Consider the following 15059-nt stretch of genomic DNA (forward strand, 5'->3'; position numbering starts at 1 on the left):
TCAGCTCTCGTGCATCGAGCGACGGATCTGCTCGACCCGTTCCGCGGCGGCCTTCTGCCGGGCTTCGTACTGTTCCTCGACCGACCGGCCTTCCGGGGTGTCCGCAGCCAGCTCGGCCGAGCCGATCGCGGTGCCGTAGCGGGTTTCGATCTTCTCGCGCACCGACTCGAAGGTCGGGACACCACCGGGGGTGTAGCCGGTATCGGGGGCTGGCGCAGGTGTCGGCGAGGGGTCCGGATCCAGTGGCACGACCTCGGCGTCGATCGGCTCATTCGGATCCGTCGATGGCTGCTCGGCGGCGGTTTCGTCGGCCATGACTTCACCGTACCGCGCGGGAAAGTTGGGATCGGTAGCCGCGACGTCCGCGTGTACTTACGGCACGACGACGCCACTGGGGCGGCGTACAAGGAAGGGAAACCCTCTGCCATGAACATCAATCGCACTCTGGCCGCTGGTATCGGCATGCTGGCCGTGGGCGCCACCCTGATCGGCTGCTCCACTGACAAGTCGGACGGCCCGAAGGCGTCCGGCCCGGGTTCGGTGACGGGCGGCGGCAACACCGTCGTCAAGGTCGAGGGCCAGGACCTGGCAGGCCTGGACCTGAAGTCGGTGACCTGCGTGAAGCAGGGCGGCACCATCAACATCGCCAGCGCACCCATCGGTGGTGGCGCGCAGGGCCTCGGCGTCGTGCTGACCGATGCGGCGCCGCCGAAGGTGCAGTCCCTGGGCATGGTGGTCGACGGCAACGCGCTCGCGGTGTCGGAGATGGGCGGCATGAAGACCGGCTCGGCTGACGTCAAGGTCGATGGCAGCACGTACACGATCACCGGGCAGGCGGCGGGCGCTGACCTGAAGAACCCGATGGCCGGCATGATCTCGAAGAACTTCGAGATCAAGGTGACCTGCGGCTGACATGCCTGCCAGGGCTGCCCGAGCGGCGGGTGCATCTGATGCACCCGCCGTTCGACTTATGATGCGGCCGTGTCGACCTCCGGTGAACTCGCCCGCGCTCGCGCGCTGATGTTCGCCGCCGACGAGGCGACAGCCAAGGAACTGCTGCTGTCGCTGATGCCCGCCATCGAAGCGGCCGACCGGGACGACCAGATGCTCGAGGTCTTCGCCCAGCTCGGCGAGATCTATCTGATCCGCAGCGCCCTGGACGGGGTCCGCGAATGTATCCGGCGGATCGACGACTGCCTCGACATCTACGCAGCGATCCTGGCCGGCACTGCGCCCGCCGCGATCGCCGCGCAGATGACCATGACCCCGGAGGACGCGGACCACATGCTCAGCCGCTACCGCCGCCGGGCCACATTTCTGCGGACCGGCCTGTCCGCCGCCATCGGTGACCACGAGGGCGCGGCGCAGTCCTTGGCTGCGCTGGATGACGAAGACGTCTATCTGCTGACCCACGCCCGCATCCTCTGCGCGCTCGCGCTGTGCGACGACGATCTGCACGTCCGTTCGGTGCCGTTGTGGGACCAGGTGCTGGCCGCGATCGCTTCGCCGGCCGACGACCCCGAGCGCGAATATCTTTGGCTGACCGGCGCGCTCGGCTATGCGCGGTTCTGCATCGAAACCGGCAGGATGGACGAGGCGTTGCCGTGGCTGCGCCGGGCCGAGGCCCGGGCCCAGGCTCGCGGCTGGGAATTAGCCACCGCCAGAGCACAATTGGAACGGGCGGCGGTGCGTTGGTCGACGGGCGACCTGGAGGGCACCGAAGCGCTGGTCACCGCCGCGTATCCGGAGATCGCGCGGCAGGCGCGAGCCCACGAGGTATCGCGCTGCTGGCTGTACTTCGGGCTGACCCGGCTGGCCGCCGGCGCGTTGCAGGCTGCCGACGAATGCTGGGGGCACGCCGAACGGCACTGGCGTGAACTGGGCAAGCCGCTGCATGTGCACCGCATCCTGTTGCAGCGCAGCTGGATCGCCATCTTCCGGGGCGGCTACGACGAGGCCCGTGGGCTGATCGATCAAGCCAGGGCATGCCTGGATTCGTCGCCGCGCAGTAGTTGGTTGCAGTACGCGCGACTCGACGACCAACTCGGCTCCGTGTGGCGCGCTCAGGGACTGGCGGACCTCGGCTTCGATGCCGCGGGAAATCTGGGGACGTGGTCCGCCGAACCGGGCACCGATCAATACCGTTCCGGCATGGAGAAATTGGCCACCGCCGCGGACTTGAAGTTGCCTGCGGCCCTGGCCGTCGACTCGGTGCGATACTCGATCACCGACGCCGACGCGCGAGCCCGCTGGGCCACCGGGGTGTCGGCACCCCTGCTGGCCGGGGCGTTCGCGGTGGCGTGGGAATCGCAGGATCCTGCCCTGGTCGGCGAACTGATCGAATATCACAGCGCCCGAGGTGCATTCAGTGTCGACGCCGCGAACGACCGGACGATGGAATGGGCCCGGGCCGCCACGACGGCAGCGCCGGTCCTCGATGTCGAGCAACTCGCCTCGGTGGCATCCGGGCCGGTCGCTGTCGGCGCCGCCGGCCTCATCCGGCTCGGGCCCTTGCCGCCGCTGCAGATGGAGCCGGACGGTGAGCCGGTGCTGGCACACTACCGAGAGCTGGCTCAGGCCCGTTACGGCCGCGCCGTCACCGCGGATCAGGACGCGTGGTCGACATGCCCGTAACTGATGTCACCTCAACCACATTGGTGCTGCGCTTCGCCGACATCGGGATCGCGACATACGTCAGCCTGCGGGTGGTCGGCGCACCGGACCGGCTGGTCACCTGGATGGTGGCCGAGGACGTCCTGCTCGCGGTGACGTCCGCAGTGGCCGAGGTGCTGCCGGATCCGCTTGGCGGTGAACAGCTTTCCGATGCCTTGACCCGGTCATTGGTCACCGGTCCCTTCGCCGGCGTGGAGCGGGAGCGGGAACTCGCCAGGCTCCTGGGGGCGTTGCTGCCCGATGAGGCGTGGGACCTGGTGCGGCAGTGTGCGGACGGCCCGGAACTGCCAGTGCTGTTCGTGTCGCCGAGCGCTCGCCTGAGCAGGGTGCCGTGGGGCCTGCTCGCGCAGCCCATCGGCACCGACGACCAGCGCCTGATCGAGCTGGCCGACCTCATCCTGGCCGTGCCGCCGAACATTGCGAATGCGCCGCGCAGGCAAGCGAATCCGGTCGACGGGCCGCCGCTTCTGCTGCTGGACCCGAAAGTGCCGGGCCAACGGCCGGATTCAGCGCTCGGCTCGGTGCTCGGGCGACCCTCGCCGGATACCGTGCTGGCGCGGCACTTCGCCGAGCGTCCCGCACTGCCGGCGGTCACCGCGCCGGTGGAGCTCTTCCGCCGCGCCGATGCCGACCGGCACTGGCTGGCGAATCAGTTGGCGCAGCAGCCGTCGCGGCTGGTGTACGTCGGGCATGCCAGCGCGGCCCCCGACCGTGACGGATCCGCTGAGCAGGCCGCCCTGCATCTGGCCGAGCCCGAGCCGCTGACCGCCGCCGGCATCATGGTGATGGAGCTGCCGATCCCGCCCCGAGTCGCGCTGTTGGCCTGCGCATCCGGCGCCGACTACCGGTTCGACGAGGCCACCGGCCTGGTTGCGGCGATGATTCTCGGTGGCGCACAGGTGGTTACCGCGACCCTCTGGTCGCTGCCGACGACAGCCGGCTATCGGACGGCCACAGCCGGCGACGCCGATCCGATGTCGGAGGTGATCATTGCCGTCGACACCGCACATGAGGCGACGACGCCGGCCCGTGCCGTGAACGAATGGCAGCGACACTGCTTGCGTCGCTGGCGAACCGGAGACGCGGCGCTGAGTCCGGTGTACTGGGCGGCCCTGATGACCTTCACCGTCGACGGCGCGCGCTGATGACGACATCGCACGCCTATCCTGGGCCGATGACCATCGGGCCGCAGCCACGTCGCGCTGTCATCGACGCCGCGTGGCGCGAGATCGGGCCCGGTCTCGAACTCCTGAGCAGCCCCGACGGAGGCCCGCTGAGCCGCGCGGTGAAGCGCATCATCGATCCGCTGGTACTCCGGCTGCGGGCGCACCCCGAGTACTCGGCACCCGTGGTCGCCGCGGATATCGCGGACGAGATGCGCCAGATCATCTTCGACCACGCGGATCAGTTGCGCGCTGCGGCACAGTGGTTCGCGCTACTGAAGGCGCAGCGCCGGCGCGACCGCATCACCACCGGGAACGCGCAAGAACTCTACTTCCCGGTGTGCTTCGAGCTGGCCGCCACCAGAGGCGAACCTGGACAAGATGATTCACCCGTCGTGGTGGAGGCACTGCGCGACGTGCACGGCGACCGGGACCGCACCGCCGTGGAGCGGCTGCACGAGTACCTCGCCGATCCCGCAGTGCTGGAGACGTTGTCGCGTCAACTCGACGCCGGCTGGGACGACGTTCGGGCCGGAAGCGAGCCGTCCGCGCCATTTCTCGCCGGGCTGACGACGGTGCTCGGTCCGTCCGGCGGTCACAACGCCGATGCCGCCCGGCAGCGGGTCTGGACCGCATTGGTCGGTGACACCACCCCGTACAACTTCGGCGCTCGGATGCGAGACGCCTCGGCCGCCGCGCCCTGGTCGGTCGACCAGATCGGATTGTGCGCTACCGCACCACAATCGAAGCCGACGGTCGCGGGTTCCCGCGTGGCAGAACGTCCGCTGGACCGCAGCATCGTCGACCGCGTCCGGGCGACGCTGCGGCGTGCCCTCGACCGCGACGAGCTGCCTGACCTGTCGACGTTGTGCGCCGAAGAGGCGGACCGCGCGGCCTCGCCATGGGGGCTATTGGCAGAGGACAACCAGGCCACCATGGTCGCCGGCATCGAGATCGGGGTGGACCTGGCACCGCTCGAGGTGAACCACCCGACCCGCTACCACCTGTCGGGCCAGATTCAGGCCCGGCTCCGCAAGGAGGCGTACGTGCTGCATGCCCGCAGGTACCTGACCGATGGCGGCCCCGTCCATCCACGGCAGCAGCAGGTGGTGGACGACCTCGCGGCGTTCGTCCGCCCCTATGTCTCTCGGCTGTGGGCACGACTGCACGGGCGTGACGTCTGGCAGGAATCCTGCGGCGATGCCGGCGAGGTGCGCGGCCTCTTGGACGGGGTCGCCCGATCGGTGAGCCTCGATCACCGCCAGCGCATCAAGGCGATGCTGGAATTGGAGGCGACAGGGTGAAACTCACTGTCGATTCAGGATTGTGGGCGTTGGGGTCCGAGGTCGACGCACCGCCTGAGGTGGCGGTGCTCGAGGTCAGCGGCGCCGTGCTGGCGTGGACGATCCACGAGCCCGCACAGGTGCTGCGGATTACCTTCACGGACCTGCCCGCCGCGGACTGGTTGTGGCGGTTGGTCGGGGAGGCCGGCCACGTGGCGGTGGTCGCTGCCGCCGCGGCAGCTGCTACCGACGGCGGCAACGACGTCGACCTTGCCGATGTGCTACCGCTGCCCGAACCCCTTGCCGCCCTTCGCCGTCTGGCCGTCGGGCACTGGCTGCGCCGGTGGTGGCCGGCCAGCGCCCGCGACGGCATCGCCCCGCTCGATGCCGCGGTGCTCGATGCCGAGGTGGCGCTGTCGACGGCGGCGCTGGAGGACTACTTCACCCAGGACACCTTGGACTCGGACATCGCCGGACTGCTGGAGCCGCACCGTCGGATGCTGTCGGGCCTGGCCGCCGCGGGTGATCCGCGGGTGCTCGACCTGGTCCGCGGCTGCGTCAGCCTCGCCGACGAATCTGGGCTGGGCGACTGGTCGGAAGTCCTTGCGGCACAGGCGCTGCCGCGGCAGGACGACTATGCGCTCGCTGCTGGACAACCCGGTGCGGGAGACGACGGCGCCATCGCGAGCGGCGTCGCATCGGTCTCGTGGACCGCGGTGCCACCGCGGATATTCGACGCTGCCGAACGCACCATCGACTGGTCTGTGCAGGCGCGTGACGGCGCGGTCGTCGCCGATATCCGCGTCGCGACAATCGGTTCCGCGGACGGGATAGCGGTGCGTCTGGACTCGGGTTCGATCACCGGTGACGGCACGCTCGACATCGACGGAAACGCCACCCTGCCGTTGCCGGCCACCGAAACCCAAGCGTGGGGCCACGATTGGACCGGAACCACGGTCGCCATCGGTGCCGACAGCGGCGAGACGGAAGCGGTTCGCGACCGGGTCCGGCGTTACGTGCGCACCCGGCTCACGGTACCCGGCCCCGATGCGTACCTGGCCGAGATCCTGGCCGCCGAAGCCGACTACTAGACCGTCACCGGCGAGCGGCCTCGACCGTCACCGCCGGCGCCGTCGCGCCGGGCAGCGGCAACCACGCAACGCCGGGTGTGCCGACCTGTCCGGCCAGCCACGGCAGCGCGGCGGTGAACGCTTGCGCGGCGTACGGCCAGTCGTGCTTGCCCGGTCGTTCCACCACCGCGCACCGGATGCCACGGGCGCTGCCCAGCCCGCACAACGAATGTGCCGCAACGGTTTGTGCGGGCAGCGGCCCCCGGGAGAGCTCAGGTCCGTTGATGTCGTACCAGGCGGCGATGTCGTTGTACGAAGTTCGGGACATCACCGTCATCGGGTCCCAGTCGGCGTATTTGGCAGTGCTGCCACCGAACAGACGCGCGATGGTCTGGGGCCGGTCGCCTGCGTTGGGGGCGATATCCCCGGCGATGTCCTGGAATGCGCTGAACAGGTCGGGATGCATGACGGTCAGATCCACCGCGCAGGTGCCGCCCATCGACCAGCCGACGATGCCGCGGTTGCGACGGTCGTTGCTGACGCCGTACGTGGCGGTCATGAACGGCAACACGTCCTTGATGAGGTGATCGGCGGAGTTGCCGCGCGGTCCGTTGACGCATTCGGTGTCGTTGTTGAACGCGCCACCGGGATCGACGAAAACCAGGACCGGGGCATTGCCCTGGTGAGCGGCCGCGAAGTCATCGACGGTCTTGATCGCATTGCCGGCTCGCAGCCAGTCGGCCGGCGTGTTGAATTCGCCGCCGATCATCATCAGCAACGGCAGCCGCGGCGCCGGGTTGCTGGCGAACCACGCCGGCGGCAGGTAGACGTACTCGTCGCGATGTTTGAATCCCGATGCCGCCGAGCCTGTTTCGACCTGGACGACGGACCCCTTGTGGGGTATCTGACGCGCCTTCTGCATCGCCGCCACGGTCTCGGGCCGCGTCTGGTTGGGCACCGGCGCCGAGTTGACCTGTTCCCATGCGGTGTCGAGGTTGGGGAAGTACCCGACCCAGGCGTTCAGCGCCAGCCCCGTGGACAGCACGCACAGCGGTACCGAGATGACCGCCAGGCCGCGACGCCACCAGCGGGTGGCCCGCCAGCCGACGATCAGCAGCACTGCCGCAGCGCTCGTGACCGCAGTCCATACCAGCAGCTGGGTCGGCGCGGGTTCGTCAGACCAGCCCTGCGATGCGACGACCCAGCGCGCGGCGGCGGTCAGCGCCACCCCGAGGGCGACAGCTGCAGGTAACCAGACGGTGCGCCACCGGCGGTTGCGCCAGCCGACTGCGAAGACCAGCACCGCCACCGCGAGGGCCTGGACGGTGTACGGCAGCCAGCCGTGCGTCAACGAAATATGTTGCTCGGCATAGAGGCTGGCAGTCGTTGCCCCGATCGTCACCACGCCAGGGTGACTCGCAAAGCTGGGAGCCTCCTGTGTGCCACCTTGGTGCGGACGGCCCTCACCTGGAGGTTCCAGCAAACACCCGAACCGAAGATTCGGCCGCTGTTCACCGAGGCTTCGCGAGGGGGAACGGCAGGGTCTCGCGGATGCTGCGACCGGTGATCAGCATGACCACGCGGTCGACGCCCATACCCAGACCACCCGTCGGCGGCATCGCGTATTCCATGGCCTGCAGGAAGTCCTCATCCAGTTCCATGGCCTCGGGATCGCCGCCGGAGGCCAGCAGCGACTGTTCCTCGAGTCGCCGGCGCTGTTCCACCGGATCGGTCAGCTCGCTGTATGCGGTGCCGAGCTCGACACCCCAGGCCACCAGGTCCCAACGTTCGGCGACGCCCGGAATGCTGCGGTGCGGCCGAGTCAGGGGCGAAACCGAGGTGGGGAAGTCCTTGTAGAACGTCGGTGCCTCGGTGCGGTCTTCGACGAGGTGCTCGTACAGCTCCAGCACGATCGCGCCGGCATCCCAGTGGCTGCGGTACGGGATCGTGGCGGCGTCGCACAGCTTGCGCAGGGTCGCCACGTCGGTTTCCGGGGTGACGGGCTCGCCCAGCGCCTCGGACACCGCGTCGTGCACGGTCTTGACGGGCCACACTCCCGAAATGTCAACGGGCGTAAGGCTGCCGTCCGGACCCGGCCGCATGACGACCTGAGCGCCATTGGCCGCCGCCGCGGCGTTCTGGATGATCTCCCGGCAGCCGTCGATCCAGACGTTGTAGTCGGCGTGTGCCTGATACGCCTCCAGCAGGGTGAACTCGGGGTTGTGGCTGAAGTCCACCCCCTCGTTGCGGAAGGCGCGGCCAAGCTCGAAGACGCGCTCGACACCGCCCACGCACAGCCGCTTCAGGTACAGCTCGGGCGCGATGCGCAGGTACAGATCCAGGTCGTAGGCGTTGATGTGGGTCTCGAACGGACGGGCGTTCGCGCCGCCGTGGATCTGCTGCAGGATCGGGGTCTCGACCTCCAGGAATCCCTTGCCCACCAACGTTTCCCGGATGGCGTGCAGCACGCGGCTGCGGGCGGTGATCAACTCTCGCGACTCGGTGTTGATGGCCAGATCCAGATATCGGGTGCGGACGCGGGCCTCGGGGTCAGTCAGGCCCTTCCACTTGTCGGGCAGCGGACGCAGGCACTTGCCGATCAAGCGCCAGTTGTGCGCCAGCACCGACACCGTGCCGTTGCGGCTGGCGCCCATGACGCCGGTGACCTCGATCAGGTCGCCGAGGTCGATCGCCCCGGTGAACTCCGCCACGGTGCTGTCCGTCAGGAGTGAATTGTCCAGCAGCAGTTGGACTTCGCCGGACCAGTCGCGCAGTTGGGCGAAGAGCACACCGCCGTAATCGCGCAGCCGCAGCACGCGACCGGCGACGCAGACCACGGTGTCCGCGGCGGATTCCACTGCTTCGGCGACCGTGTGGCTCGGTGCCTGCCCCACGGGGTAGGCGTCAATGCCGCCCGCCTGCAACGCCTCCAGCTTGGCCATCCGGACCCGTACCTGGTCGGGCAGACGGCGCGCGTCGGTGGTGTCGGACGCCGCTGCTGCCAGGTCGGCCACATCAGGAGCGCTGCCGTCGGCATGCAGCCGTCCCGACTCGACCAGATTCTTGGGAGCCGCGGTGTGATGGCCGGTGTGGGGTTGTTCGTCGCGCCGGGAGAATGGCAACACCAGGAAGCCCTCGGCGATCACCGACGCGACCCCGACGCGCGGGATCAGCCGCGCGTCCTCGTAGCAGGCGTAGCGGGGAACCCATTCGGGCAGGTACTTCATGTTGGAGCGGTACAGCGTCTCCAGCTGCCACCACCGGGAGAAGAAGATCAGCAGCGCGCGCCACAGCCGCAGGATCGGGCCGGCGCCGAGCTGCGACCCCTGCTCGAATGCCGACCGGAACATCGCGAAGTTCAGCGAAATCCGGGTGACGCCAATCTCTTCCGAGCGCTGGCACAGCTCGCTGACCATCAGCTCGATGGTGCCGTTGGGGGATGCGGGGGAGCGGCGCATCAGGTCAAGCGACACCCCGTTGTTGCCCCACGGCACCAGGGACAGCATGGCGACGACCTGGCCGTCACCTTGCACGGCTTCCACCAGCAGGCAGTCCCCGTCGGCGGGGTCCCCGAGTCGTCCGAGCGCCATCGAGAAGCCGCGTTCGGTCTCGGTATCGCGCCACGCGTCGGTGTGCGTGATCACCTGGGCCATCTCGTCGGCGCTGATGTCGCGGTGCCGGCGCATCCGCACCGCCAGTCCGGCCCGGCGGGCGCGGGTGACGGCCTGCCGCACGGCACGCATGTCGGGCCCGGACAGCTTGAACTGGTCGGGATACAGGATCGCCTCGTCGCCCAGCTGCAGGGCGTTGAGCCCGCCCTGGCGATAGGCCTCGGCGCCGGTCGAGCTGGCGCCCATCACGCCCGGTGCCCAGCCGTAGGTCTGGCACAGGGCCAGCCAGGCGTCGATGGCGGCCGGCCAGGCCCGCGGGTCGCCGACGGGATCGCCACTGGCCAGGCAGACGCCTACCTCGACCCGGTAGGTGATGGCCGCGCGGCCGTTGGGCGCGAACACCACCGCCTTGTCGCGGCGGGTGGCGAAGTAGCCCAGTGAGTCGTTCTTGCCCCACAGCTCGAGCAGCCCGCGGATGGCGGACTCGTCCTCGCCGGTGAGGGCGTTCTCGGCGCGCTGGGACTGGAACAGCACGATCGCCGCGACCATCAGCGCCACCGCGCCGAACAGGCCGAACAGCGCATTGAGCAATGCGTGCGGATGGCCACCCTCGAACGCTTCCTTGCCGACCGCGGCGAAACCGCTGACTCGGTTCACCGCGTAGGCCAGCCGGTAGTCAGGGTCCAGCGGGGGCCGGCCGGGGAACATCTCCAGCAGGCCCCAGGCCAGCAGGATGCCGACGGCCATGCCTGCGACGAGGGTCAGGGCCGCCTTGAGCAGCGCCCCGCGACGGACCTTGGCCCAGAACTGATTGCGCGACAGCAGCAGGACGACGATGACGCTGATGTGGAACACCAGGCCGATCGCCTCGCCGAGGTCCCGCATCACGGTCAGGTCGACCACCGAGAGGTTGCCGGACAGCAGGCCGTAGATGTTCCAGCCGATGTGGCCGACCATGTAGATCAGCAAAATCCACCAGGCGATCCGCTTGCGCGCCGCGAGTGCGGCGGCCAGCAGCACCAACACGAACGACCAGGCGAAGCTGGTGTCCGGGAAGTTGAACAGGTAGTCGTTGACGAACTCGCGGGGGATGTGGATCATCCACCGGATCAGCGGCGACAAGCTGGCGAACAGCGCCAGCGTCGCGACGACACCGACGGTCCAGCCGGCGGCGGCCGGAACCCACCCCAATGTCGTCGGGCGCTGTTGTGGTCTGCTCGACGTCAACGTCATAAGTTCGGACAATATGCGGTGAAACCTGGGAGTGTCTGCAGAGCCCTGGTCACGGCTACCAGACTGGGCCGGTGTACTTCTCGCCCGGACCCTGGCCGGGCTCGTCGGGCGCGACGCTCGCCTCACGGAAGGCCAGCTGCAGACTCTTGAGGCCGTCGCGGACCGGGCCGGCGTGCATTCCCAGATACTCGGCGGAGGCCTGAACCAGGCCGGCCAGCGCGGTGATGAGGCGACGGGCCTCGTCGAGGTCGCGGTGCGGGCTCTCGTCGGGATCCGCGTCAGCCAGCCCGAGCTTCTCGGCGGCGGCGCTCATCAGCATGACGGCGGCGCGGGTGATCACCTCGACGGCGGGGATCGCGGCCAGCTCCCGTACCTGGGCTTCCTCAGCTTCGGTCACTGAGTTTGCGGTGGGGTCACTGGTTAGGTTCGGGTCGGTCATGACTGCTAGAGTGTCATGCGCGACCGTCCTGGCTTACGTCAGGACAGCAAGTGGAGTCCCACTCCCACCGTCGGCCTCGCGGCTTGACGGTCCGGTCACAGGCACATTGTGCCTGTTCTGCGTTGTGCGCAGACGGCGTGAGCCGGGATCGGTCGGCATTGGGCCCTGCTATATGCAGGGCTTTTCTGTTCATGCGAACAGATGGCCGGGCCGGGTGTGACCTCTACTTAACAAGTACTGGAACAACCCGGGAGGCCCCATCAGCACTGAGACACGCGTCAACGAGCGCATTCGAGTACCTGAAGTTCGGTTGATTGGACCGAACGGCGAACAGGTAGGCATCGTGCGCATCGAAGATGCCCTCCGCGTCGCCGCAGACGCCGATCTCGACCTTGTCGAAGTTGCGCCAGGCGCCAAGCCGCCGGTCTGCAAGATCATGGACTACGGCAAGTTCAAGTACGAGACGGCTCTGAAGGAGCGCGAGTCTCGCAAGAACCAGCAGCAGACCGTCGTCAAGGAACAGAAGCTGCGACCCAAGATCGACGATCACGACTACCAGACCAAGAAGGGCCACGTGGTCCGCTTCCTGGAGGCCGGGTCGAAGGTCAAGGTGACCATCATGTTCCGCGGACGTGAGCAGTCGCGGCCCGAACTGGGCTACCGACTCCTGCAGCGGCTGGGCGCCGACGTCGCCGAATTCGGCTTCATCGAGACGTCCGCCAAGCAGGACGGCCGCAACATGACGATGGTGCTGGCACCGCACCGCGGCGCGAAGACTCGCGCAAAGGCGGCGCACGATGCCGACGCACCGGCCGGCCGGCCGGCGCCTGAGGCACCTGAATCTGACGCAACCGCGTAACAGCAGTCGCGATTGCCCGCAGCGGTTCCCGCCGCCGCGGGCGACCGCTTGGAAAGAAACTGAGGACACATGCCCAAGGCCAAGACCCACAGTGGCGCATCGAAGCGGTTCCGCAAGACCGGAACCGGCAAGATCGTGCGCCAGAAGGCCAACCGTCGCCACTTGATGGAGCACAAGGCCACCAAGCGCACCCGTCGTCTCGACGGCCGCGCCGTGGTCGCTGCCAACGACACCGCGCGTGTCGCCAAGATGCTGGCCGGCTAGTACAGCCCCGCTACCCGAACGAACGATAGGAACACTCTCATGGCACGCGTGAAGCGCGCACTGAACGCTCAGAAGAAGCGGCGCACAGTACTGAAGGCCTCGAAGGGCTACCGTGGGCAGCGCTCGCGGCTCTACCGCAAGGCCAAGGAGCAGCAGCTCCATTCGTTGACCTACGCCTACCGCGACCGTCGTGCCCGCAAGGGTGACTTCCGGAAGCTGTGGATCACGCGTATCAACGCGGCGGCCCGCGAGAACGGCGTCACCTACAACCGCCTGATCCAGGGTCTGAAGCTGGCCGGCGTCGAGGTTGACCGCAAGAACCTGTCGGAGATCGCGATCAGCGATCCCGCCGCGTTCACCGCGCTGGTCGAGGTGGCCAAGGCCGCTCTGCCCGCCGACGTCAACGCTCCGTCCGGAGAGGCTGCCTGAGTCTGACTACAGACTCAGCGCTCACCGAGCGATCTGCCCGGGTGGTCGCTGCAGCCAAGCTGCAGCGCCACGTCGGGCGCAAACGCGCCGGGCGCTTCCTTGCCGAGGGACCCAACCTCGTCGAGGCAGCGCTGCGGCGCGGTCTTGTTTCTGAGGTCTTTGCGACCGAAGCCGCGCTGGACCGGTTCGGCGCGCTGCTCGACGGTGCCCCGGTTTCGGTGGTCACCGAGAAGGCCGCAAAGGCGTTGTCGGAGACCGTCACTCCCGTCGGGCTCGTTGCGGTCTGCGCGCTGCCCGAGTCGTCCCTGGAGTCCGTGCTGGCCACGGAGCCGCGGCTGTTGGCGGTCGCTGTGGGCATGTCGGAGCCGGGCAACGCCGGCACCCTGATCCGCATCGCAGACGCCATGGGCGCCGATGCGGTGGTGTTCGCCGGGCACAGCGTGGACCCCTACAACGGCAAGTGCCTGCGGTCCTCGGCGGGCAGCATCTTCTCGCTACCGGTGGTGGTGGATCCCGATGCGGCCGCAGTGGTTTCGGCGATCCGGGGCAGTGGCATCGAGGTGCTCGCGACGGCGCTGGATGCTTCTGTCGACATCCGCGCCGCCGATCTGTCGGCGCGCACCGCGTGGCTGTTCGGGCCCGAGGCGCACGGCCTGCCCGCTTACCTGGTGGCCCTGGCGTCGCAGCGGGTGCACATTCCGATGCGGGGGAGCGCCGAGAGCCTCAATGTCGCAGCCGCGGCGTCGATCTGCCTGTACGAGAGCTCCCGCGCCCACTCCTGATTCGGCCCTAGGCCAACAGCCCCTTGGCGACGTGGGTGATCTGCACTTCGTTGCTGCCGGCGTAGATCATCAGCGACTTGGCGTCGCGCGCAAGCTGCTCGACGCGGTACTCGGTCATGTAGCCGTTGCCGCCGAACAGCTGGATGGCGTCCATGGCCACGTCGGTGGCGGCCTGCGAGCAGTACCACTTCATCGCCGACGCCTCGGCCAGCGGAATCTGGCGGCCGGCCTGACCGGACTCGATCACGCGGAACAGCATGTTGCGCACGTTCATCCGGGCGACCTCCATGCTGGCCAGCTTGAGCTGGATCAGCTGGAACTGCCCGATCTCCTTGCCCCACAGCGTGCGGGTCTTGGCGTAGTCGATGCACAGCCGCAGACATTCCTCGATGATGCCCAGCGACATGGACACCACGCCGACGCGTTCGGCCGAGAAGCTCGACCGGGCGCTGTCGCGGCCGTCGCCGGCCTTGTTGTCCTCGGTCTCACCGAGCAGCCGGTCGCGGCCGAGCCGGACGTTGTTGAAGAACAGCTCACCGGTGCGCGATGAGTGAATGCCCATCTTGCGGAATGGCTTTGACTGGACGAAGCCCTCCATGCCGCGGTCGAGCACGAAGGTCAGCACCTTGCGGTCGCGCTTGTCGGCGCCGTCGCCCTCATCCAGCTTGGCGTACACGACGACGACGTCGGCGTCGGGACCGTTGGTGATGAACGTCTTCTGGCCGTTGAGGATGTAGTCTTCGCCGTCGCGCACGACGTAGGACTTCATGCCGCCGAATGCGTCTGAGCCCGAGTCTGGTTCGGTGATGGCCCAAGCACCGACCTTCTCGTAGGTCACCAGGCCGGGCAGCCAGCGCTCCTGCTGGGCCAGGGTGCCGCGGCTCTGGATGGTGGGCACCGTCAGGCCCAGGCTGACGCCCACGCCGGTGACCAGACCCGAACTGACGCGGCACAATTCACTGATCAGCACCATGCCCATGCCGGCTTGATCGGGTCCGCCGCCGAACATCCCGCCCGACGCCCGCTGCTTGCCTTCCGACGCCTCGCCCGAACGCAGACGGGACAGCCGCCGCTCCAGCGACTCTCGCGCCATCACGTCGATTCCGAAGGTAGCGAACAGCTTTCGGATGATCGGGTACGGCTCCATGTCGCCGCCCTCGAGGTCGTCGAGGTGCGGGCGGATTTCTTTGTCCACGAACTCGCGAACGGCGTCGCGCACGGCAATATCGACGTCGGACCAATCAAGCATGTAT

At 68.3% G+C, this 15059-nt stretch carries 14 protein-coding genes; 9 read left to right on the forward strand and 5 right to left on the reverse strand.

Annotation, left to right across the window (positions count from 1 at the left end; all coding sequences use genetic code 11):
* Entirely contained in the window at positions 1–315 is a 315-nt protein-coding gene (locus TL10_RS19240; protein ID WP_192830264.1) for a PspA/IM30 family protein, read from the reverse strand.
* Between the two features lie 117 nt (positions 316–432).
* On the opposite strand from TL10_RS19240, the gene TL10_RS19245 reads away from it, so the two are divergent.
* The 5 genes from TL10_RS19245 to TL10_RS19265 all read left to right on the forward strand — a co-directional run bounded on the left by TL10_RS19245 (position 433) and on the right by TL10_RS19265 (position 6210).
* On the forward strand, positions 433–912 hold the full coding sequence (locus TL10_RS19245; protein ID WP_043399495.1) for a lipoprotein LpqH: 480 nt from the start codon (positions 433–435) through the stop codon (positions 910–912).
* A 69-nt stretch (positions 913–981) separates the two neighbouring features.
* Positions 982–2634: a hypothetical protein gene (locus tag TL10_RS19250; RefSeq protein ID WP_043986869.1), complete on the forward strand. Its 1653-nt coding sequence runs from the start codon at positions 982–984 to the stop codon at positions 2632–2634.
* The gene (locus tag TL10_RS19255) at positions 2625–3818 is read left to right on the forward strand and encodes a CHAT domain-containing protein (RefSeq protein WP_043986870.1); all 1194 of its coding nucleotides are present in this window, start codon (positions 2625–2627) and stop codon (positions 3816–3818) included. Before TL10_RS19250 ends, TL10_RS19255 begins: the two co-directional genes overlap by 10 nt.
* A 29-nt stretch (positions 3819–3847) precedes the next feature.
* Positions 3848–5140 (forward strand): hypothetical protein, encoded by a 1293-nt coding sequence (locus TL10_RS19260; protein WP_043399493.1) that lies wholly within the window; start codon positions 3848–3850, stop codon positions 5138–5140.
* Positions 5137–6210, forward strand: coding sequence for a hypothetical protein (locus TL10_RS19265; protein WP_043986871.1), 1074 nt, complete (start codon positions 5137–5139; stop codon positions 6208–6210). The genes TL10_RS19260 and TL10_RS19265 overlap by 4 nt, the downstream gene beginning before the upstream one ends.
* Before the next feature lie 4 nt (positions 6211–6214).
* Here TL10_RS19265 and TL10_RS19270 read toward each other — a convergent pair whose 3' ends face one another.
* From TL10_RS19270 to TL10_RS19280, 3 genes are all read right to left on the reverse strand, one after another.
* A complete protein-coding gene (locus tag TL10_RS19270) occupies positions 6215–7591 on the reverse strand; it encodes an alpha/beta hydrolase (RefSeq protein ID WP_043986922.1) in 1377 nt (458 codons plus the stop codon).
* A 109-nt stretch (positions 7592–7700) separates the two neighbouring features.
* Complete coding sequence (gene lysX, locus TL10_RS19275) at positions 7701–11033, reverse strand: bifunctional lysylphosphatidylglycerol synthetase/lysine--tRNA ligase LysX (protein WP_043986872.1); 3333 nt, start codon at positions 11031–11033, stop codon at positions 7701–7703.
* A 55-nt stretch (positions 11034–11088) separates the two neighbouring features.
* Positions 11089–11472, reverse strand: a complete 384-nt coding sequence (locus TL10_RS19280) for a DUF1844 domain-containing protein (RefSeq protein WP_043986873.1) — start codon at positions 11470–11472, stop codon at positions 11089–11091.
* Positions 11473–11731: 259 nt separating this feature from the next.
* Here TL10_RS19280 and infC point away from each other — a divergent pair, with 259 nt between their 5' ends.
* The 4 genes from infC (at position 11732) to TL10_RS19300 (ending at position 13806) form a co-directional block, all read left to right on the forward strand.
* On the forward strand, positions 11732–12331 hold the full coding sequence (gene infC / locus TL10_RS19285) for a translation initiation factor IF-3 (RefSeq protein WP_082068006.1): 600 nt from the start codon (positions 11732–11734) through the stop codon (positions 12329–12331).
* A 69-nt stretch (positions 12332–12400) separates the two neighbouring features.
* On the forward strand, positions 12401–12595 hold the full coding sequence (gene rpmI, locus TL10_RS19290) for a 50S ribosomal protein L35 (RefSeq protein ID WP_020103309.1): 195 nt from the start codon (positions 12401–12403) through the stop codon (positions 12593–12595).
* A gap of 39 nt (positions 12596–12634) precedes the next feature.
* Positions 12635–13024: a 50S ribosomal protein L20 gene (gene rplT / locus TL10_RS19295; RefSeq protein WP_029121325.1), complete on the forward strand. Its 390-nt coding sequence runs from the start codon at positions 12635–12637 to the stop codon at positions 13022–13024.
* Positions 13025–13065: 41 nt separating this feature from the next.
* The gene (locus tag TL10_RS19300; protein WP_043986876.1) at positions 13066–13806 is read left to right on the forward strand and encodes a TrmH family RNA methyltransferase; all 741 of its coding nucleotides are present in this window, start codon (positions 13066–13068) and stop codon (positions 13804–13806) included.
* Positions 13807–13813: 7 nt separating this feature from the next.
* Here the strand turns inward: TL10_RS19300 and TL10_RS19305 are convergent, their stop codons facing one another.
* Positions 13814–15055 (reverse strand): acyl-CoA dehydrogenase family protein, encoded by a 1242-nt coding sequence (locus tag TL10_RS19305; RefSeq protein ID WP_043986877.1) that lies wholly within the window; start codon positions 15053–15055, stop codon positions 13814–13816.
* Positions 15056–15059: the final 4 nt, after the last annotated feature.

The sequence above is a fragment of the Mycolicibacterium llatzerense genome (assembly GCF_000878195.1).
In the GTDB taxonomy this organism is placed as follows: domain Bacteria; phylum Actinomycetota; class Actinomycetes; order Mycobacteriales; family Mycobacteriaceae; genus Mycobacterium; species Mycobacterium llatzerense.

Bases quoted from the DNA above. Each gene is read 5' to 3' on its own strand.
- TL10_RS19240 (WP_192830264.1), bottom strand. From the start codon at position 315: ATGGCCGACGAAACCGCCGCCGAGCAGCCATCGACGGATCCGAATGAG.
- TL10_RS19255 (WP_043986870.1), top strand. From the start codon at position 2,625: ATGCCCGTAACTGATGTCACCTCAACCACATTGGTGCTGCGCTTCGCC.
- TL10_RS19260 (WP_043399493.1), top strand. From the start codon at position 3,848: ATGACCATCGGGCCGCAGCCACGTCGCGCTGTCATCGACGCCGCGTGG.
- lysX (WP_043986872.1), bottom strand. From the start codon at position 11,033: ATGACGTTGACGTCGAGCAGACCACAACAGCGCCCGACGACATTGGGG.
- TL10_RS19280 (WP_043986873.1), bottom strand. From the start codon at position 11,472: ATGACCGACCCGAACCTAACCAGTGACCCCACCGCAAACTCAGTGACC.
- rpmI (WP_020103309.1), top strand. From the start codon at position 12,401: ATGCCCAAGGCCAAGACCCACAGTGGCGCATCGAAGCGGTTCCGCAAG.
- rplT (WP_029121325.1), top strand. From the start codon at position 12,635: ATGGCACGCGTGAAGCGCGCACTGAACGCTCAGAAGAAGCGGCGCACA.
- TL10_RS19305 (WP_043986877.1), bottom strand. From the start codon at position 15,055: ATGCTTGATTGGTCCGACGTCGATATTGCCGTGCGCGACGCCGTTCGC.